This window comes from Roseibium sp. SCP14 (genome assembly GCF_040329475.1).
Classification (GTDB): domain Bacteria; phylum Pseudomonadota; class Alphaproteobacteria; order Rhizobiales; family Stappiaceae; genus Roseibium.
In genome coordinates, this window is record NZ_JBDZYH010000008.1 from 1 (window position 1) to 19,157 (window position 19,157).

The 19,157-nt window shown below is 57.7% G+C and carries 15 protein-coding genes; 8 read left to right on the top strand and 7 right to left on the bottom strand.

Features of this window, described 5'->3' with window-relative positions; translation table 11 throughout:
* Nucleotides 1-381: 381 nt before the first annotated feature.
* From ABLQ08_RS25765 to ABLQ08_RS25795, 7 genes are all read right to left on the bottom strand, one after another.
* Entirely contained in the window at nt 382-1,137 is a 756-nt protein-coding gene (locus ABLQ08_RS25765) for an SDR family oxidoreductase (protein WP_352948371.1), read from the bottom strand.
* Nucleotides 1,138-1,158: 21 nt separating this feature from the next.
* Nucleotides 1,159-2,043 (bottom strand): dihydropteroate synthase, encoded by an 885-nt coding sequence (locus ABLQ08_RS25770; protein ID WP_352948374.1) that lies wholly within the window; start codon nt 2,041-2,043, stop codon nt 1,159-1,161.
* Nucleotides 2,044-2,129: 86 nt separating this feature from the next.
* Nucleotides 2,130-2,531: a dihydroneopterin aldolase gene (locus tag ABLQ08_RS25775; RefSeq protein WP_352948376.1), complete on the bottom strand. Its 402-nt coding sequence runs from the start codon at nt 2,529-2,531 to the stop codon at nt 2,130-2,132.
* A gap of 102 nt (nt 2,532-2,633) precedes the next feature.
* Nucleotides 2,634-3,815 carry a mannonate dehydratase gene (gene uxuA, locus ABLQ08_RS25780; RefSeq protein ID WP_352948378.1) on the bottom strand — a complete coding sequence of 394 codons (1,182 nt, stop codon included), beginning with the start codon at nt 3,813-3,815 and terminating at the stop codon, nt 2,634-2,636.
* A 21-nt stretch (nt 3,816-3,836) separates the two neighbouring features.
* Complete coding sequence (locus ABLQ08_RS25785) at nt 3,837-4,577, bottom strand: FCD domain-containing protein (RefSeq protein WP_352948380.1); 741 nt, start codon at nt 4,575-4,577, stop codon at nt 3,837-3,839.
* A complete protein-coding gene (locus tag ABLQ08_RS25790; RefSeq protein WP_352948383.1) occupies nt 4,574-6,394 on the bottom strand; it encodes a glycoside hydrolase family 2 protein in 1,821 nt (606 codons plus the stop codon). Before ABLQ08_RS25790 ends, ABLQ08_RS25785 begins: the two co-directional genes overlap by 4 nt.
* An 83-nt stretch (nt 6,395-6,477) precedes the next feature.
* On the bottom strand, nt 6,478-7,458 hold the full coding sequence (locus ABLQ08_RS25795; protein WP_352948386.1) for a TRAP transporter substrate-binding protein: 981 nt from the start codon (nt 7,456-7,458) through the stop codon (nt 6,478-6,480).
* A gap of 244 nt (nt 7,459-7,702) precedes the next feature.
* Here ABLQ08_RS25795 and ABLQ08_RS25800 point away from each other — a divergent pair, with 244 nt between their 5' ends.
* The 8 genes from ABLQ08_RS25800 to ABLQ08_RS25835 all read left to right on the top strand — a co-directional run bounded on the left by ABLQ08_RS25800 (nt 7,703) and on the right by ABLQ08_RS25835 (nt 19,128).
* Nucleotides 7,703-8,227: a TRAP transporter small permease gene (locus ABLQ08_RS25800; protein ID WP_352948388.1), complete on the top strand. Its 525-nt coding sequence runs from the start codon at nt 7,703-7,705 to the stop codon at nt 8,225-8,227.
* Nucleotides 8,228-8,245: 18 nt separating this feature from the next.
* Entirely contained in the window at nt 8,246-9,547 is a 1,302-nt protein-coding gene (locus tag ABLQ08_RS25805; RefSeq protein ID WP_352948390.1) for a TRAP transporter large permease, read from the top strand.
* Nucleotides 9,548-9,556: 9 nt separating this feature from the next.
* On the top strand, nt 9,557-11,932 hold the full coding sequence (locus ABLQ08_RS25810; protein WP_352948392.1) for a glycoside hydrolase family 31 protein: 2,376 nt from the start codon (nt 9,557-9,559) through the stop codon (nt 11,930-11,932).
* Between the two features lie 15 nt (nt 11,933-11,947).
* On the top strand, nt 11,948-13,390 hold the full coding sequence (locus ABLQ08_RS25815; protein ID WP_352948395.1) for a mannitol dehydrogenase family protein: 1,443 nt from the start codon (nt 11,948-11,950) through the stop codon (nt 13,388-13,390).
* 221 nt (nt 13,391-13,611) lie between these two features.
* Entirely contained in the window at nt 13,612-14,862 is a 1,251-nt protein-coding gene (locus ABLQ08_RS25820) for an MHYT domain-containing protein (protein ID WP_352948397.1), read from the top strand.
* A 450-nt stretch (nt 14,863-15,312) separates the two neighbouring features.
* Nucleotides 15,313-16,179 (top strand): FAD binding domain-containing protein, encoded by an 867-nt coding sequence (locus ABLQ08_RS25825; protein WP_352948400.1) that lies wholly within the window; start codon nt 15,313-15,315, stop codon nt 16,177-16,179.
* Between the two features lie 22 nt (nt 16,180-16,201).
* The gene (locus ABLQ08_RS25830; protein WP_417714861.1) at nt 16,202-16,711 is read left to right on the top strand and encodes a (2Fe-2S)-binding protein; all 510 of its coding nucleotides are present in this window, start codon (nt 16,202-16,204) and stop codon (nt 16,709-16,711) included.
* Entirely contained in the window at nt 16,708-19,128 is a 2,421-nt protein-coding gene (locus ABLQ08_RS25835) for an aerobic carbon-monoxide dehydrogenase large subunit (RefSeq protein ID WP_352948403.1), read from the top strand. The genes ABLQ08_RS25830 and ABLQ08_RS25835 overlap by 4 nt, the downstream gene beginning before the upstream one ends.
* Nucleotides 19,129-19,157 lie beyond the last annotated feature (29 nt).

The window sequence follows — 19,157 nt, forward strand, 5'->3', positions numbered from 1 at the left end:
GAAAGATCAGCGTACCTGCGTAACTCCTTAAAACCCTCAACTCACGCCGAGGATCGCAAGGCCAACGCCGCCTACGCTTCCCTTCCTTCATAACCAAATTGTCAAAGAACAGAGGCACCAAACCTCGCAGGATCAAACCCATCCCTCAAGCGAAAATCAACCCGACACCGAACCTCTAGATCCGGCCCAATCAGACCAATTTTCAGGAATTAAGGTCAAAAAACCTTGCCGCCAGCGACGTTGCCGCCGTCGATGAGCGCGGTTATACGCACCCAACCAACCACCGTCAACAGCTGTTTTGATTTTTTTTGAGAAAAATTTCGGCGCCCTTCAGGCAGTGGATATTAACCATTTGTTAGCTAATGAAACGCGGCTCGCCGCTCACCCTATCGGGGAGTTGCCAAAGCCCATTAGACGCTGGCCCGCATCGACCACAAGCGTGTGCCCACTGACTTGCCGCGCTTGCACCAGGTACTGAACGGCGGCAACAATATCGTCCGGCCCAAGGCCCGGACCGAGAGGCGTCAGTTTCTGACGACTGTCGAAGTTCTCCTGGGTCTGATCACTCGGCAGCACCAGGCCGGGTGCAACCGCATTGACCCTTATGCCCTTTGTGCCCAGTTCGAAGGCTGCAAGACGAGTGGCGCCGTCCAACGCAAACTTTCCGCAGAAATAGCTGAACCGTTCCGGCGAGGCCGACAGCATCTGAGTGTCCAGCATGTTCACGATCGACCCTTCCACCGGCAACGGGTCCTGATTGGCAAAGGCCTGCATAAGGAAGACGGGCGCAGCGGCGTTTACATTCATCAGGAACTGCCAGCTTTCCGGGGTCAGGTCGAAGATGTTGTCCGTATTGAACGCAGAAGCCGAGTTCACCAACACGGAGACCGGACCGCCCAAAGCGTTCGCCGTTTCCGAAATCAGCTCGCCAGCCAGCTCCGGCCGACTGAGATCCTTCTGCAAAAGAACCGCTGTCCCACCTGATGCCAGGATTTCATCATGAAGATCCTTCGCACCTCCCACGGATGAATTGTAATGGAGGCCGAGCGCGTAGCCCTTTTCCGCCAGTCCCCAGGCAATAGCCTTGCCAAGCCGTTTTCCGGCTCCAGTGACCAAGGCGATCTTATCGGCTGCCATGCTCTTATCTCCCCAGAATTGTCAGGCGTAGTCCTGAAAGTTCAAGACCGGCTGGACGCGCGAGACTTCATGACTGCGCACCAGATTGGCCTTCGACATCACCGCGAGCGTTGCGGCACTTGTCTGCGCAACGCGCACTTCGTCCCGGAACAGATAGACCGCGCCGGTCAGCTGCACCGTGACTGGCCACCCCAGTTCGCGCAGCCGGAAAGACTGCAGGATGCTTTCGGTCTGATACCGGATCCTGTCAGGCCCGTCCGGCAAGTGCAATGCAAAGCCGAAGCCCGGATCAACCCAAAGCCGTTCGATCCCGGCATTGGTCGCCAGATCGATCCGCTCCTTGAAAAAGGTCAGCTGGTGATCAAAGATTTCTTCCGAAGGCGGCAAAAAGTCCGCGGACCGGGCATTCTCTCCCGGTGTGTAGCACAGAACAACACCGGCCTGATGAAAGGCCAGTGCCTCATAGAATGCCGGATCGTCCACCCGGCCGGTCAGATTGACCACGCCCGCGCCCGCTTCAACGAGAGCGACACCCACTTCCGGATGATAGGTTTCGACAGATACCAGGATGTTCTCGTCTGCCAGTGCCTTGACCACCGGCCGCATCCGGTCGATCTGCCGCTCTGCTGCCACAATATCGGCAGTCTCGCCGGTCGATTCCGCCCCAATATCGACCATTGCAGCGCCTTCGAGCGTCATTCGCCGCCCGCGATAGAGCGCCGCTTCGAACGTATGGCAGACCGTTTCGCGATATGTGCTGTCCGGCGATAGGTTCAGAACGCCCATCTGATAGGTCCGGTCCTCAAATCGGCGACCGAACCTGGGGAACTCAAACGTTCGAACCGGCGCTTCCAACGCCTCGCGGTACTTGAGCCAAAGAGGCAGGAGACGATCGGCGGATATCATGAAAGGCAAAGCTCCCGGATGTTCAAACCCGTCAGTCGGACGGTTCGGAAGGAAATAGGAAAATTCTTACCTGCGGCAAGACCGGCTTAGGCACGTCTACGTGTGATGCGGATTCCGACGCCCGAGGCATCTTCGAAGATGTCCGGTTTAGTGACCTTGACCGTGACTTTGTCTGCCAACGGATTGGAAAGCACGAACTCCGCGACTGCTTCGGCCCAATCTTCGACCAGATCGACATGCCCGCCGGAAGCGGCCTTGTTCTGGATGAACTCCACCGCATCGGCGTAGGAAACAAATGTGCCAGCCTCGGTCACCAGCTTGCGATAGCCGGAAACAGTCTGGATTTCGATATCAAAGCGGACGGCCTGATCCCGTCCCTGCTCGCTTTCCAAAATCCCGATCTGTGCAGGAATCAGAAGATTGTCGATCAAAATGGTGTCCTGGCCATCTTCAATGAGGCTGGAACTGCTTTGCTGAGTGTCGGGCATTTGGCTACCTGCTGCGGGGATCGGGTCCCTTGAAACAATGTCGTCATCTCCAGACCATGGAATGAACGACAGCGTCAAGAAGCAGGCTCTCAGGCGGCACGCCTATTGTGCGGCTTCACCATATCCTTCCAGCACGTCCACCGCCTTGATGACGCCGCGCAACTCCCCAAGTCCCCTCAGACGACCAATTGCCGGATAGCCGGGTGTCGACTTGCCTGCAAGATCGTTCAAAATGCGGTGACCGTGATCGGGACGCATGGGAATTCGCTTGCCGCTGCGATTTTCCAGTCGACGGAGCGCCCGGATGATGGCGACCATATCTATGTCGCCTTCCAGATGGGCGTCTTCATAAAAGCTGCGTGGATCGTCCTCGCGGTGCGTTGCGCGCAGATGCGCAAAATGAATGCGCTCACCGAGACTTTCGGCAATGGCCGGAAGGTTATTGTCCGGATTAACTCCCAGCGAGCCTGTGCAAAGCGTAAAGCCGTTCGAAGGCGAACTGTGCATCGCAGCGATGCGCTCGAGATCCGTCTGCGTGCTGGCGATGCGAGGCAACCCGAACAGCGGACGCGGGGGATCGTCCGGGTGCAGCGCCAGAACTGCCCCGGCCTCCTCGATTTCCGGGATCACCACATCCAGAAAATTCTGCAGGTTCTGGAACAGTTCTTCGCGGCCCGTATCCCGGTAGGCCTCCAGACGGGCCCTGAAACTGTCGAGCGTGTAGCTTTCTTCCGATCCCGGCAAACCGGCAATAATGTTTGCGGTCAGTCGTTCGCGTTCCGCCTCCGGGCGGGTCGCCAGGTAAGCTTCGGCAGCCGCAATGTCTTCCTCGCTGTAGTCCGCTTCTGCGCCTTCACGTCTCAAGATGAACAAGTCAAACGCGGCATAGGCGGCAAATTCGAAGCGCAAAGCGGTGGCACCGTCCGGCAGCACATAATCCAGATCGGTGCGTGTCCAGTCCAGGACCGGCATGAAGTTATAGCAGATGGTCTTGACGCCTTGGCGGGCGAGCGCACGCGCTGTCTCTGCCCAGTTCCGGGCCCAGCGTTCCCACCCCGATGCACCGGTCTTGATATCCTCGTGAACGGGAATGCTTTCGGTGACTTCCCAGGTCAGGCCGGCATCTTCGATCATCTGGCGGCGGGCAGCTATCTCCTCTTCAGGCCAGAATGTTCCGTTCGGAATCTCGTGCAAGGCGGTCACGATGCCACTTGCCCCGGTTTGGCGAACGTCTGTCAGGGAAACCGGATCCTGAGGCCCGAACCAACGCCAGCTTTCGATCATCGCAGCTCTACTTTCTTTTTCTTATGGGGAAGCCACAGCGGGCGTATACAGGTAACCATCGAACTCCGGATCTCCGACATCCGACAATTCGAGCAGGGTCAGGCGAACATTTTCAAGATGCTGCCACATCGCCTGCCGTGCCGTTTCCGAATTGCGGTGTCTAAGCGCCTCCAGAATTGCCGCGTGGTCGTCCAGCCATTTTTCCCGGTAGCTCAGGTCGAAAATGCGGTCGTGCAGACGGGCCCACATGGAGCTTTCTTCGCGTTTGGTCCAGAGATCCTCGACCTGGGCGACCAGAACGCTGTTCTGAGTGGCTTCGGCAATCTGCAGGTGAAACTGACGATCTGCCAAATAGTCCTCTTCGCCAACCTCAATGGCCTTGCGCTCAAGCTCAAGGGTTTCGCGAAGCTTCAGGATATCGTTCTTGGTGATGGTGGTTGCGGCAAAACCCGCGATGCTGCTTTCAAGAAGCTGACGGGCCTGAAGCAACTCGAACGGGCCGAAATCGGCTTTTGGAACATTCAGCGAAATCTTCTCTCCAGCGGCAACATAACTGCCGGACCCTTTTCGCACATCCAGATAGCCCTCGATTTCCAGCACGATATATGCCTCGCGGACAAGCGACCGGCTGATCCCCATTTCCAGGGAAATCTGGCGTTCCGTCGGAAACTTGTCGCCAGGCTTGTAACCTTGCTCGGTAATACGCCTGGCGAGCAGCTCGGCTATTTCCTGATAGCGGCGCTTTGAAACATCGCTGGTCATGAGGCCTTCCTTGCATCCTCATCGCTGGCGGCGATCTGGTGATAATACTCCGCCAGAATATGGAATGCTTTTTTCTTGGTTCTTTTGTCGGCGGCAATCAGCCCTTTGTGATTATAGCCATTTTGAAAGATATTTTGCCGGCGCTCTACACGGAAATCGTAAAGGATCCAAGGCGACATGCCCTTGACGTAGTCAAGTTTGCGCAAGGTGTCGATCTGCCGGTGGTAGACTTCAGCCATGTAATCTTCACTGAAGAGGCCTCTTTTCGGCCCCTTGTCGCCGATCACGCCATCCGCACCGGTTTCCGAGATTACCACCGGCCTGTCGGGGTCCGAGTTCCTGCCGATCTCGGCAAGGTCGTCGAAATTCTCTTCGTACCAGCCATAATACTCGTTCAGCCCTATGACATCGATGTACTTTGCAAGGCGGTCCTCGATCCGGTTTTGAGCATGGTTCACCAGACAGGCCGCCGAGGTCAGACGGGTGGGATCGAGTGACTTGCAGGTGTCTGCCAATCCTTGCATGAATTTCAAGCGCGCATCCGTGTCCGGATTTTCGTTGCCGACCGACCAGATGATGACACTGGCCCGGTTCCGATCACGCCTGATCAGTTCGCGAAGCTGGTTTTCAGCGTCCTTGTATGTGGCAGGATTGGCAAAATCGATCGCCCAGTAAACGGGAATTTCCTCCCACAGGAGAAATCCGAGTTCGTCGGCGAGCTCTGCGGCCCGTTCATGATGAGGATAATGGGCCAGACGCAGGTAATTGCACCCCAACTCTTTCGCATGGGAGAACCGGCGGCGCAGATCGTCTTCATTGGTGACCTTACCCAGTTCGGCATCATCCTCATGCACGGAAATGCCGCGAAGGAACAGGGATTGGCCATTCAGCAGGATATCGGTGCCGCGCCTTTCAACCTGGCGGAAGCCGACGCGATCCGCGATCCTGTCAGTCCCAAAACCAACAGAAACATCATAAAGCTTCGGCGAAGCGGGGCTCCAGAGTTCCGGCTTTGCATAGAGCTCCACCTGCCCTTTTCCGCATTCATCGAGCGGAACAGTTTGTTCGATACCAAGTTCAGGGATCGACAGATGGACGGGAGCTTCAGGAGCGCCGTCAATTTCGACTTCAGCGCGGATCCGCGAATAGGTGCCATCAGGCACAAGATGCAAAAAGAAATCCTTGATCAGGTTTGCCGGCGTTTCGAAAAAAGACACTTCACGGTACAGGCCTCCATAATTGAACCAGTCCGTGTTGCGCATCGGCACCCGGTCACGGGTGCGCGTGTTGTTCACACAGGCCATGATCCAGTTACGGCCACGCTTCAGCTTGCCAGTGAGCTCGACGCAAAACGGCGTCGATGCGCCGTAGTGATTGCCCAGGAATTCACCGTTCAGAAAAATCTTGCAGTCGTAGCTTGCCGCGCCGAACCTCAGGAACTGTCGCTTGCTTTCTTCAATTTCAGCTATATCGAGCGGACGTGTGTACCAGGAGCTGCCTTCAAAGAAGTACCATTTATCTTTCAGCATCGCCCAGTTGGAAGGCACCGGAACGGTTTCTCCCATATAGGGATCGTAGTCCCAGGGCTCCGTCCGCTTTTCAGGTGCCTCCGGCAGCATTGAGAACCATTTTTGCCGCAAACCGGTGTCCAGAAGATCGACGCAAAAGGTCCAGTCGCCATCGAGACTTGCCGCAGACCGGCCGCCCATGAAAATCAGACCTTCATGGTTGAGCGACTGCGTGTTGAATGGCACGTCGTAGTCTTCGTCGTGCAAAGCCTGCAGCGCATTGTCAGCGAGATGTGAACGTTCGAGCATCTTTCCGTCTCCGGCAACGTCCGGAGAGCATTCCGCGCGTTTTCCCAAACAACACGGAATACTCCAGACTGGTCTTTCAGGCGTTACGGAGCAATGTCCTTGATACGCTTGATCAGGTCAGCCACGACCGGTGACTTCTGTGCAGCCTCTTCGTGCATCGGCAGAACAGCCTCGATGAACGGACCTTTTTCAACTTCGATGAATTTCACACCGAGTTCGTTCTTGGCGGTCTCCACAGCCTTGGCGCTCATGGCATCCCACTGCTCGCGGTGGAAATCCATGGACTCCTTGGCAGCCTTGGTGAGTGCAGCCTTGTGCTCATCAGACAGGTCGCTCCAGGTCTTGGACGAAATCATCACGACAGACGGGATCATGGTGTGACCGTCGTCGGAATAAACCTTGGACACTTCACCGTGGCGTGCCGAGGTCAGAGCCATCGGGTTGTTTTCCGCGCCGTCAACGACGCCCTGCTGCAGCGCGCTGTAGAGTTCGCCCCAGGCAATCGGGGTCGGGTTGCCGCCAAGCAGTTCGACCATGCGGATGGCGGACGGGCTCGGCTGAACACGGATCTTCATGCCTTCAAGATCTGCCGGCGAATTGATTTCCTTGTTGGCATAAAAGGAACGCGCACCTTCGATGTAAAACGCGATGCCGATGAAGCCCTTGTCTTCGGAAGCGGCCAGGATGTCCGCACCGATGTCGCCGCTCAGAACGTCATAGTAGTGATCGGCGTTGACGAAGATGTAGGGCAGATTGAGTGCACCATAGGACTCTTCAAATGCTTCCAGTTCCGAAGCGTTGGAACGCGCCATGTCCAGGGTGCCGTTCTGCATCAGCTCCATGGATTCACGCTGCGTGCCAAGCTGAGCGTTGGCGTAGATACGGATCTTCAGATCGCCACCGGTCGCTTCTTCCAGACGCTCGGCCATGTATTCCATGGATTTGTGAAGCGGATGGTCTTCCGGATTGTTGTGGTTGAGACGCAGGGTCTTGGCATTGGCAGCCGACCCCAGTGCAACAACGCCTGCGGCCAGGACGGCCGCGAGCTTAACGAATTTCGTCATGTCTTCCTCCCAAATGCAGCCTCGGCCACGCGACCTGCGCTCCTCAATGAGCCGGTCCCGGCCTCGGGTCTCGCAGCCAATTGCTGCTGCGGATGGCGAATTGTTCGTCCAATTTTCGAAATCAGTCAACCTTTTTTATAAAATTGGTTGACCAATTTAATTTCTTGGCGCAAACCTTAGGCCGTCGAATTCCGCCGACACACCTGCTTCAATGGGTATTCCGGGTCGGCATGGGAGGAACATCGTGACAAACGTAACAAGAGGCGTCGATCTGATCCTGCGCCTCGTCATCTCCATCGCTTTCGCCATTCTGGTTGCCTGCGTCATCTGGCAGGTCTTTTCGCGTTACGTGCTTGAAAGCCCGAGCACCGTAACCGATGAAATGGCGCGTTTCCTGTTTATCTGGGTTGCCTTGCTTGGCGGCGCCTACACGCTGGGGCAGCGGCGCCACCTTGCCATCGATCTCCTGCCGGTGATTACCAAGGGCACTGTCCGTCTGCTGGTGAATGCCGGAATCATCACGGCCATAGCAGTCTTTGCGGCGCTGGTGATGATCTACGGTGGGCTGGACCTGGTAAGCCGCACACTGGAAACCGGGCAGGTATCCCCGGCTCTGCGGATGCCCATGGGCCTCGTCTATGTTGCGATCCCGTTTTCAGGATTTTGCATTCTCTACTACTGCCTGACCTTCATGGCCGACCTCTTCAGAGAGGGCCGCGGGCCGAACGATCAGGATGGCGCGCCCAAGGCGGGCGGCCCGCTGGACTAAGGGACTGGGGGAAATTTCATGGATATTCAATCGGTCCTGGTTCTGTTCGGGACATTCGCGCTGCTCATGATCCTGGGGGTGCCGATCGCCTTTTCGATCGGCCTGGCTGCCTTTGCCACCTTCCTGCTGTTCATGTCCTTCGACCAGTCGGTCTACATCGTCGCCCAGCAAATCGCCTCGGGTCTGGACAGTTTCACGCTGCTTGCGATCCCGTTCTTCATTCTGGCAGGCAACATCATGAACCGCGGCGGCATCGCGATGCGGCTCATCGAGTTCGCCAAGGTTCTGGGTGGCCGGCTTCCCGGCGCCCTGGCCCACTGCAACGTCATCGCCAACATGATGTTCGGTTCGATCTCAGGATCGGCTGTCGCGTCCGCTGCGGCAGTCGGTGGTGTCATGGCGCCCCTGCAGAAGAAGGAAGGCTATGACCCGGCGTACAGTGCCGCGGTCAATATCGCCTCCTGTCCGACAGGTCTACTCATTCCGCCAAGCTCCACTTTCATTGTCTACTCGCTGATCACCAACGGTACATCCGTCGCCGCGTTGTTTGTCGCCGGATATATCCCGGGCATCCTCATGGGTCTCAGCCTGATGGTGGTAGCGGGGATCATCGCCAAGCGCCGCGGATATCCGGTCGCTCCACGTCCGAGCGGCAGGGAAGTTGCCGTCAAGGCTGCGGATGCGATGCTGCCGCTCGGCCTGATCATCATTGTCATGGGAGGTATAATCGGCGGCATCTTTACCGCGACCGAAGCGTCGGCGGTTGCCGTGGTCTATACGCTGTTCCTGGCGGTCGTCTGGTACCGTGAGATCACATGGCGCGAACTGCCGAGCATCATTCTGGAAAGTGCGGTGACCACGTCCATCGTTCTGTTGATGATCGGATGTTCAATCGCGATGTCGAAGGCAATGGCCTTCGCCGACATTCCTTATTCCATTTCCGATGCATTGCTGAACCTGTCCGAAAACCCGCTTGTCCTGTTGCTGATCATCAATATCGCTCTGCTTGTCGTCGGAACATTCATGGATATGACACCGGCTCTTCTGATCTTCACGCCGATCTTCCTGCCGGTCGTGAAGGACCTCGGCATGGATCCGGTTCATTTCGGCGTGGTCATGACGTTCAACCTGTGCATCGGCATTTGTACACCGCCGGTCGGATCCGCGCTCTTTGTCGGCTGTTCCGTCGGCGGCGTGAAGATCGGGCAGGTGATCAAACCGATGCTCGGCTTTTATGCCGTGCTCGTCAGTCTGCTGTTGGTGGTCACCTATGTCCCATCGATCAGCCTGTTCCTGCCACGCCTCCTGCTCGGCTACTAGGAGCCTTAGATGAAAGCCTTGAACTGCTGGCAGTTCGCCGAACACCTGCGAAACGGAATCGTCCTTGAAGTCGAAGGAAAGCATCGCCTCCAGATTTCGGTTCTGGAACCGGCCCTGATCCGGGTCTGTCTTCTGAAAGACGGCGAATATCGCCTGAGCCGCACTTGGGCGGTGGCTCCCGGGACAGACGCACCCTGGGACGGGCGCTGGAGGGATGCGCTTGCCGGTTTCTCCTGCCCCGATTTCTCGGTCAGGCGAGCGGCGGACAGCGTTGTCCTGGAAACGCTGAACCTTCGCCTGACGATCGGCACCCCCTTGAGCATGATCTGGGAATGCCGGTCGGCTCCGCAGGAAGACTGGCGGGAAGTGGCGCGCGACCGGCCGCAAAGCGCCTACATGATCGGGCGGCGGGACCACCGTAAACAGCACTTTTTGCGACGGTTCCCAGGAGAAAGATACTACGGTCTTGGCGAAAAAAGCGGTGCTCTGGAACGCTCCGGCCGCCGCTATGAAATGCGCAACCTGGATGCCATGGGTTACGACGCCCAAACGACCGATCCGCTCTACAAGCACATTCCGTTCACGATCACGGATCGAGGTGATCTCGGCGCCTACGGCCTTTACTACGACACACTTGCGCCTTGCTGGTTCGATCTCGGCAATGAAAAGGACAATTATCATCCACCCTTCCGTGCGTTCCGCGCCGAAGACGGAGAATTGGATTTTTATTTCAGTTGGGCACCGTCCGTTCTGGAGGTGGTCAAGCGGCACCACTGGCTGACCGGCGGCACCGCTTTCATGCCCCGATGGGGACTTGGATATTCCGGATCCTCCATGGCGTATGCCGATGCGGAAAATGCCCAGGAACGCATGGAGGAGTTTCTTCAAAAACTCGACGAGGAAGACATCCCCTGCGACAGTTTCCAGATGTCTTCCGGCTACACGGCCATTGAGGGCAAGCGTTACGTCTTTCACTGGAACACGGACCGGTTTCCAAACGCGGAAGACATGACCCGGAAATATTCGCAATCCGGCGTCCATCTGATTGCCAACATCAAACCAGTGCTGCTGGATGATCATCCGCTTTACGACGAGGTGAAAGACGCCGGCCTTTTCATAAGGGACAGCGAATCGGGAGAACCTGAACAGTCTCCCTTCTGGGACGGCAACGGATCTCATCTGGACTTCACCAATCCCGACGCCGTTTCCTGGTGGCAGAAGAACCTCAACGACAAACTGTTTGCCAGGGGCATTCCGCACACCTGGAACGACAACAACGAGTATGAGGTCTGGGATGATGAAGCGGTCTGCAGTGGCTTCGGCAATCCTATTCCCGTGAATCTTATTCGCCCGCTTCACAGCCAGCTCATGACCCGCGCGTCTTACGATGCGCAAAAGGCCAGCCAACCGGACAAGCGGCCCTATCTGATTTCACGTTGCGCGGCGCCAGGCACGCAGCGCTATGCGCAGACCTGGACGGGAGACAATTACAGTTCCTGGGATACACTTCGCTGGAACATTCCGATGGGGCTCGGCCTCAGTCTTTCCGGTTTTTACAATATCGGACACGATGTCGGTGGGTTCGCCGGCCCGCGCCCGGAGCCGGAACTGTTCCTGCGGTGGGTGCAAAGCGGAATTTTCCATCCTCGCCTGACCATTCACTCCTGGAATGACGACGGCACCGCGAATGAAGCGTGGATGTATCCCGAGATCACTCCGCTCATCAGGGACGCCCTGAAGTTTCGCGCCCGGCTGATCCCTTACCTTTATACATTGCTATATCAGGCGGTGACGGACGGAGAACCGATGCTGCGTCCGCTCTTCCTGGACCACCCCGACGACCCGAATTGCCGTGACGCCGAATTCGATTTCCTGCTGGGCCGGGATCTTCTTGTCGCAACGGTGGTGGAACAAGGTGCAACGCACCGGCGGGTGACACTTCCGGCGAATGAAGAAGGATGGTGGGCATTTGACGGCAGTGCCTGGTATCCGGGCGGTGATAGGATAGAGGTTCCGGTCTCGTTGGAGACCATTCCTGTCTTCGTGCGCGGAGGGACCGTGTTGCCACTCGCTGCGGCCAATCTTCGTGCCGATGCCGCGACGGATACAGAGCGGACCTGGAGGATCTATCCGCAAAACAACAGTGGCTCTGCAAGACTTTCCTTCGCCTATGACGACGATGGCGTTAGTGTAAGTGCGCTTGCCGGTGACCACTGCCTGACAAAATTTGAACTGGCGCGGAACAACGCGGATGTTCACCTTCACTGGCACCGTTCCGGCGATTGGCAACCGGCCTTCGACACGGTGAGACTCTGGCAGGCCGGATCGGCCCCGCTGACCGTCAACGGACTTCCGGTTACTCCCGGAACGAAAATCGCATTCTAATCCGGCTAAGAACTCATGACTGAACAGCCTTCCCAGATCCTTTCCCCAACCTATGATCGCAACGATCTGCGTGCCCGGGTACTGCATATCGGTTTCGGTGCTTTCGCCAAGGCACATGTCATGGTGTTTCACGATGAAATGCTGCGTCACACTGAAGGCGATTGGGGTGTCATTGCCACGCGCTTGAATTCAGGTGCGGCTGAACTGACCCGGCTTGACCAGTCCGGTGGTCTTTATACCGTTGGAGAAATGTCCGACGATGATCTCGTTCTTCGGGAGATCGGCGCGGTGGTCAAAACACTGCACCCCGCTCGCGATGGCGCAGGTGCGGTGGCGGAGCAGATATCCAACCCGGACCTTGCGGTGATCACCCTGACAATCACCGAAAAAGGATACTGCCTGTCTGGCGGGCAACTGGATCTTGGCCACAAGGGCATCGTTGAAGATCTCAAGGGAAGCGGCGCTCCCAAAACGGCAATCGGTACCATCGTTGAAGGTCTTCGCCAACGGAAGGATGCAGGCGAAAGCGGACTGACGGTCCTTTCTTGCGACAATCTCCCGTCCAACGGTGTGCTTTGTCGTCAGGCCATACTCGACTATGCGCGAGAACTCGATCCTGGCCTTTGCACCTGGGTCGAAGAGAATTGCAGGTTTCCGTGTTCCATGGTCGACCGCATCACACCGGCCATGACGGAACAGTCTCACGAGCGTCTGAGCGAAGCTCTCGGCCGGTCCGATCCAAACGGGATCCTGTGCGAACCGTTCCGCCAGTGGGTCATCGAGGACAGTTTTGCCGGGGAACGGCCCGCCTGGGACCTTGCGGGAGCTGAGTTCGTTGCCGATGTGGCGCCCTTCGAGGAGATGAAACTGCGGCTGTTGAACGGAACTCATTCGTTCCTGGCTTATCTGGGGGCATTGGCAGGCAAGGAAACGATTGCCGATTGCATGCAGGATCCTGTGCTTTTGACCGCCGCCAGGAAGCTGATGCTGGATGAGCAGGTACCAACGCTGGAGGTGCCTGATAGTGTTGAAGTTTCCCGCTACGCCGATACCTTGATCGACCGCTTCGCCAACAGGGCGCTGCATCACAAGACCACGCAGATTGCAACCGACGGCAGCCAGAAGCTGCCGCAAAGGCTGCTTCAGTCCATTCGCCAACACCTGAAGGACAGCCGTCCCTGGCCGCTTTCAGCTCTCGCGGTAGCCGGCTGGATGCTCTATTGCCGCGGTGTGTCGGAAACTGGGGGAAACTTGCCAGTCAATGATCCCCTGTCCGATCAGATTGCCGCCTTCGCCGCTCAATCCGACGGACCTGACTATGTAGACCGGATGTTGTCCCTGAAGGCGGTCTTCGAAAACGATCTTCCAGCTTCGTCCGAGTTCACCGGCGCGGTCCACGATGCCTATAAGCGCCTTCGTTCCAACGGTGTGCTCAACGCGCTATCAACAGCACTATGATCTCGCGTTCTTCAAGGTGACAGTCCGCTGTGACACCTTGAAAAGCCTGAGAACGAAGGTATCCATCTGTGTGGCGGGCATCCGACATCTGATACCTTGTGGAGCCTGTTCCCACATCAATTCAAGGACATGATTGCTGCCCCTTCCCCTTTCCCCTATCATTGAAATGGATACACCGTTCGCGACGCGAATGCGGGGCTGATTGGGAGGAGAGCCTCAACATGACAGTGACGCACGAGCCCTGGCTCGTCGCGCTTTCCCTGGTCATGGCATTTCAGGGAAGCTTTGTCGGCCTGAGTCTTGCGGTTCAGGTAAGAAAAGCCGTTGAACCGAGACGGCGCATGCTTCTTGTCGGAGCTGCGCTCACCCTTGCCCTCGCCATCTGGTCCATGCATTTCGTCGGCATGCTCGCCGCCAAGTTCCCCATCGGCGTCGACTTCCTTGTCCTGCCCACCCTGCTGTCATTTCTGGTTTGCGTCCTTGTGGTGGGTGTTGCGGTCTTCACCGCAAGCAACCGGCGGCTGACGTCGCTGAGATTGGGGCTGGCGGCTTTCGTCATGGGCGCAGGTATCTGCACCATGCACTATCTCGGCATGTATTCCCTGCACAACTCGCTGCTGCTGGAACATGACCCGGCTTATGTCCTGGCCAGCTTCCTGATCGCGTTCAACGCAGCCGGTCTGGCGCTCTGGCTTCTGTTCGGCCTCGGCAAGCGCCCGCCCCTGGTCATATCGGCCGCCGTCATGGGACTTGCCATCTCCGCGATGCATTACACCGCAATGACCGGCATGACCTATTCAGCTACGGATACGGCGCGACGTCTTTCAGCCCCCACCCTCGACCCTGGCATGCTGGCGATTTTCGTTTCGTTTGTCGCCTTTCTGGTCTCGAGCCTGTTTCTTCTGGCCCTTGTTCCGGCTCAGCAGCCTGACGAAACAAACGACACCACAAAAGATCTGCAAGACGATGCGAGAGAACCGGTCGTGCTGAACGAGGAAGCGCTGCCCTCCGAACCGGCTTCAGGCGATGCAGCCAAACGCAGTGCCGCAGGGTTGCAGGCAGCCCCCTCCGCGGCACGGTCTTCCACTCCTGCCGCCAAGCGAACGCTGCCTATAGAACGGGACGGCCAGAAGACCCAGATCGGCATTTCGGATGTCGCCGCGATCCACGCCGACGCCCATTACACCAAACTTTACGATGGCCACCGGGAATATTTCTGTCCCCTGTCGATCAGCGAAGCCGAGCAACAACTCGATCCGAAGATTTTCAAGCGGGTTCACCGCAGCCACATCGTCAATCTCTCCTGTGTCGCCAGTTTCAAACGTGCAGGTGACGGCGGCGTACTTGTTCTTGAAGGTGACGAGGCACAGACCGTTCCGGTGAGCCGGTCTCGCTGGAGCCGCATCCGGGCAAGACTGAATGCCTTGACCGAAAACGCCGAACACGACAGCCATCCGGCTGCGGCACAGTAAGTGTTCACCAGCTGCTTCCCGCAAAGACGACGGATTGTGTGCACTGCCGCAAACCGAAATAGAGACACGCCGTTCGTGCAAGCACACTCAAAATGATACAACTTTTAATAGAGTTGGATTTTCTGAGCTCACAGACCTTCTGTCTCTTTATTTTCCAACAACTTACGTAGCATGACAGAAAACCTCATCATTCGCATTTCATGAAATACGTCAGAACCACTGCCGCATTTCGTGTTGGAATACATGTCTCCCGTGCATTCCTGCACGCTTTCGGTGCATGCCGCCTTGAGTGTGCGGCGCATCAGTCTTCACGCTTGCAACATGTGACAATCCGTCGCCCGGGCGATGGAACCGCACGCAACAGCCGGATGAACACGCCTTTTGGACGCAAGGGCAAGAATCCGGCACTCGGTTCGAGATCTCTTGAGCCGATTGAGGGAGGAGAAAAACGTGATCCCTGGTGAATTCACCTATCACCGGCCATCGACCGTGGCCGAAGCCGTCGCCATTCTGGTTGACCATGGCGATGAAGCCCGTCCGCTTTCCGGTGGGCACAGCCTCATTCCGATGATGAAGCTGCGCATGGCCGCACCGGAACATCTCGTTGACCTGGGCGGCATCGCCGACCTCAAGGGGATCAGTGAGGAAAGCGGAACCATCACCATCCGCGCGATGACGACACAGCATGAATTGATCTCATCGGATCTGCTGACGGAGAAGCTGCCGATCATCCGTGAAACCTCGTTGGTGATCGCGGATCCGCAAATTCGATATCTCGGGACCCTTGGCGGAAACGTTGCCAATGGCGACCCGGGCAATGACATGCCCGCGCTGATGCAGTGCCTGAATGCCTCCTATGTCCTGACCGGACCGGATGGCGCGCGCGAAGTTGCGGCCCGGGACTTTTATGAAGCGGCCTATTTTACTGCTCTGGCACCGGAAGAAATTCTGACAGCCGTAAAGATCCCTGTCCCGCCGGCGGGCCATGGCTACGCCTACGAGAAACTGAAGCGCAAGGTCGGCGATTATGCCACTGCGGCGGCAGCCGTCGTTCTGACGATGAATGGCGGCACCGTCGCCAGCTGTTCTGTCGCTCTCACCAACGTTGCCGACACACCGCTTCATGCTGCAGACGCCAGCGATATCCTGACGGGCTCGTCGCTGGACGAAGCGACCGTGAAACGTGCCGTTGAAGCGGCTGAAGCCATCACTGACCCGGCCTCCGACGGCAGAGGACCGGCTGAGTACAGAACAAAAATGGCCGGCATCATGATGCAGCGCGCACTTTCACGCGCCGCAGAGCGTGCCAACGGCTGATCCGGGACCCAGGGAGAAAACCATGAGCGACATTGAACAAATCCCGGTCACGGTGACCGTTAACGGCAAGAAGGTGCAGCGCTTTGTCGAACCGCGCACGCTTCTGATCCATTTCCTGCGTGAAGAGCTGAATCTGACCGGCCCTCATATCGGCTGCGAGACTTCTCATTGTGGCGCCTGCACGGTGGAAATGAACGGTATGTCGGTGAAGTCCTGCACACTGTTTGCCGCCCAGGCCAACGGTGCTGAACTGACGACCATCGAGGGTCTGGCCAATCCGGACGGCACTCTTTCCGCGCTACAGGAAGGCTTCCGGCAGATGCACGGGCTGCAGTGCGGCTTCTGTACTCCTGGCATGATCACCCGTGCGCACACGCTTTTGAAAGAAAATCCGAATCCGACGGAAGAGGAAATCCGGATGGGCATCGCCGGCAACCTCTGCCGTTGCACCGGATACCAGAACATCGTCAAGGCCATCCAGTACGCCGCGGCCAAGCTGAACGGCACCGACATTCAGGAGGCTGCAGAATGAATGACATGACCCCGACACGGGAACAGCGTGAAGCCGCCCTTGAAGGCATGGGCTGCAAGCGCAAACGCGTCGAAGACATTCGCTTCACCCAGGGCAAAGGCCAGTATGTCGACGACCTGAAACTGCCGGGCATGGTGTTCGGTGATTTTGTCCGTTCGCCTTACGCCCATGCGAAGGTCACCAAGATTGATGCAACGGAAGCCCTGAAGCTTCCTGGTGTCATCGCGGTCCTGACCGCTGAAGATCTGAAAGGCGTAAATCTTGCCTGGATGCCGACGCTTGCGGGCGACGTCCAGATGGTTCTGGCGGACGGCAAGGTTCTCTACCAGAACCAGGAAGTCGCCTTTGTCGTTGCCGAAGACCGCTACATTGCCGATGACGCCATTCAGCTGGTTGAGGTCGAGTATGAAGAACTTCCGGTTCTGACCGATCCGTTCAAGTCGATGGATGCGGACGCTCCGGTTCTACGGCCCGACCTTGAGGGCAAGACGGAAGGTGCTCACGGACCACGCAAACACTACAATCACATCTTCACCTGGGAAGTCGGCGACAAGGACGAGACGTCCAAGGCATTCTCGGAAGCCGATGTCACCATCAAGGAGATGATCTCCTATCACCGCACGCACCCCTCACCGCTGGAGACCTGCCAGGCCGTCGCCTCCATGGACAAGGTGAAGGGCGAACTGACGGTTTGGGGAACCTTCCAGGCACCACACGTGATCCGGACAGTTGCGTCGCTGCTATCCACGATTCCAGAACACAAGATCCACGTGATCGCACCAGACATCGGCGGTGGTTTCGGCAACAAGGTGGGCGCCTATCCGGGCTATATCTGCGCGATTGTCGCGTCCATCGTGACAGGCGTACCGGTGAAATGGGTCGAAGACCGAATGGAGAACCTCTCCACCACATCCTTTGCCCGCGACTATCACATGACTACGGAAATCGCCGCGAAGAAGGACGGCACCGTAACCGGGCTCAAGGTTCATGTTCTGGCCGACCATGGCGGTTTCGACGCCTGTGCCGACCCGTCCAAGTGGCCGGCCGGGTTCTTCAACATTGTCACCGGATCCTACGACTTTCCGGCAGCACATCTTGAGGTCGATGGCGTTTACACCAACAAGGCGCCGGGAGGCGTTGCCTACCGCTGCTCCTTCCGCGTGACGGAAGCCGCCTACTGCATCGAACGGGCCATGGATATCCTGGCGCAAAAGCTGGAGATGGACCCGGCCGACCTTCGGATGAAGAACTTCGTCAAGGCCGACCAGTTCCCCTACCAGTCCGCTCTCGGCTGGGAGTATGACAGCGGCGACTATCACACTGCCATGCAGAAGGCGATGGACTCGATCGGTTACCGCGAACTGCGGGCCGAGCAGAAGGCCAAGCAGGAAGCGTTCAAACGAGGCGAGACCCGCGAGATCATGGGGATCGGCGTCTCATTCTTTACCGAGATCGTCGGCGCCGGGCCGTCGAAGAACTGTGACATCCTGGGTGTCGCGATGTTCGACAGTGCGGAAATCCGCGTTCATCCGACGGGGTCCGTGATTTCGCGCATGGGAACCAAATCGCAAGGCCAAGGTCACGAGACCACCTGGGCCCAGATCATCGCCACGGAGATCGGCATTCCGGCTGCCGACATCATGGTCGAGGAAGGCAACACCGACACGGCGCCTTACGGTCTGGGCACTTACGGCTCCCGCTCCACGCCTGTCGCAGGTGCCGCGATTGCGCTCGCGGCTCGCAAGATCCGCAACAAGGCCCAGATGATCGCCGCACATATGCTGGAAGTTTCCGAATATGACCTTGAGTGGGACATTGACGGGTTCCAGGTGAAGGGCAATCCGCAGGCGCGCAAGTCCATGAAGGAAATCGCCTGGGCTGCCTATCACGCACCGCCACCGAATATGGAACCGGGACTGGAAGCCGTCAGCTATTACGACCCGCCCAACATGACCTATCCGTTCGGTGCGTATTTCTGCGTGATGGACATCGACGTCGACACCGGTGTTGCCAAGACCCGGCGGTTCTATGCGCTGGACGACTGCGGCACACGGATCAACCCGATGATTATTGAAGGCCAGGTTCACGGCGGGCTGACGGAAGCCTTTGCCATCGCAATGGGTCAGGAAATCCGCTACGACGAGTTGGGCAATGTGCTCGGAGCATCGTTCATGGATTTCTTCATCCCGACGGCCGTGGAAACTCCGCACTGGGAGACCGACTTCACCGAAACCCCGAGCCCGCATCACCCGATCGGTGCCAAGGGGGTTGGCGAGAGCCCGAATGTCGGCGGAGTTCCGGCCTTCTCCAATGCTGTCAACGACGCGTTCCAGTTCCTGGGGTCGACGCATATCCAGATGCCGCACGACGCCTGGCGCATCTGGCAGGCAGCCAAGGACCTTGGGGCCCACGGCTAAGACACTCAGAAACAGATGTCGCGGGCTCC

Coding starts and splice junctions, on each gene's coding strand:
- ABLQ08_RS25765 (WP_352948371.1), bottom strand. CDS start 1,137: ATGGCAGCCGATAAGATCGCCTTGGTCACTGGAGCCGGAAAACGGCTT.
- ABLQ08_RS25770 (WP_352948374.1), bottom strand. CDS start 2,043: ATGATATCCGCCGATCGTCTCCTGCCTCTTTGGCTCAAGTACCGCGAG.
- ABLQ08_RS25775 (WP_352948376.1), bottom strand. CDS start 2,531: ATGCCCGACACTCAGCAAAGCAGTTCCAGCCTCATTGAAGATGGCCAG.
- uxuA (WP_352948378.1), bottom strand. CDS start 3,815: ATGATCGAAAGCTGGCGTTGGTTCGGGCCTCAGGATCCGGTTTCCCTG.
- ABLQ08_RS25785 (WP_352948380.1), bottom strand. CDS start 4,577: ATGACCAGCGATGTTTCAAAGCGCCGCTATCAGGAAATAGCCGAGCTG.
- ABLQ08_RS25790 (WP_352948383.1), bottom strand. CDS start 6,394: ATGCTCGAACGTTCACATCTCGCTGACAATGCGCTGCAGGCTTTGCAC.
- ABLQ08_RS25795 (WP_352948386.1), bottom strand. CDS start 7,458: ATGACGAAATTCGTTAAGCTCGCGGCCGTCCTGGCCGCAGGCGTTGTT.
- ABLQ08_RS25805 (WP_352948390.1), top strand. CDS start 8,246: ATGGATATTCAATCGGTCCTGGTTCTGTTCGGGACATTCGCGCTGCTC.
- ABLQ08_RS25810 (WP_352948392.1), top strand. CDS start 9,557: ATGAAAGCCTTGAACTGCTGGCAGTTCGCCGAACACCTGCGAAACGGA.
- ABLQ08_RS25815 (WP_352948395.1), top strand. CDS start 11,948: ATGACTGAACAGCCTTCCCAGATCCTTTCCCCAACCTATGATCGCAAC.
- ABLQ08_RS25820 (WP_352948397.1), top strand. CDS start 13,612: ATGACAGTGACGCACGAGCCCTGGCTCGTCGCGCTTTCCCTGGTCATG.
- ABLQ08_RS25830 (WP_417714861.1), top strand. CDS start 16,202: ATGAGCGACATTGAACAAATCCCGGTCACGGTGACCGTTAACGGCAAG.
- ABLQ08_RS25835 (WP_352948403.1), top strand. CDS start 16,708: ATGAATGACATGACCCCGACACGGGAACAGCGTGAAGCCGCCCTTGAA.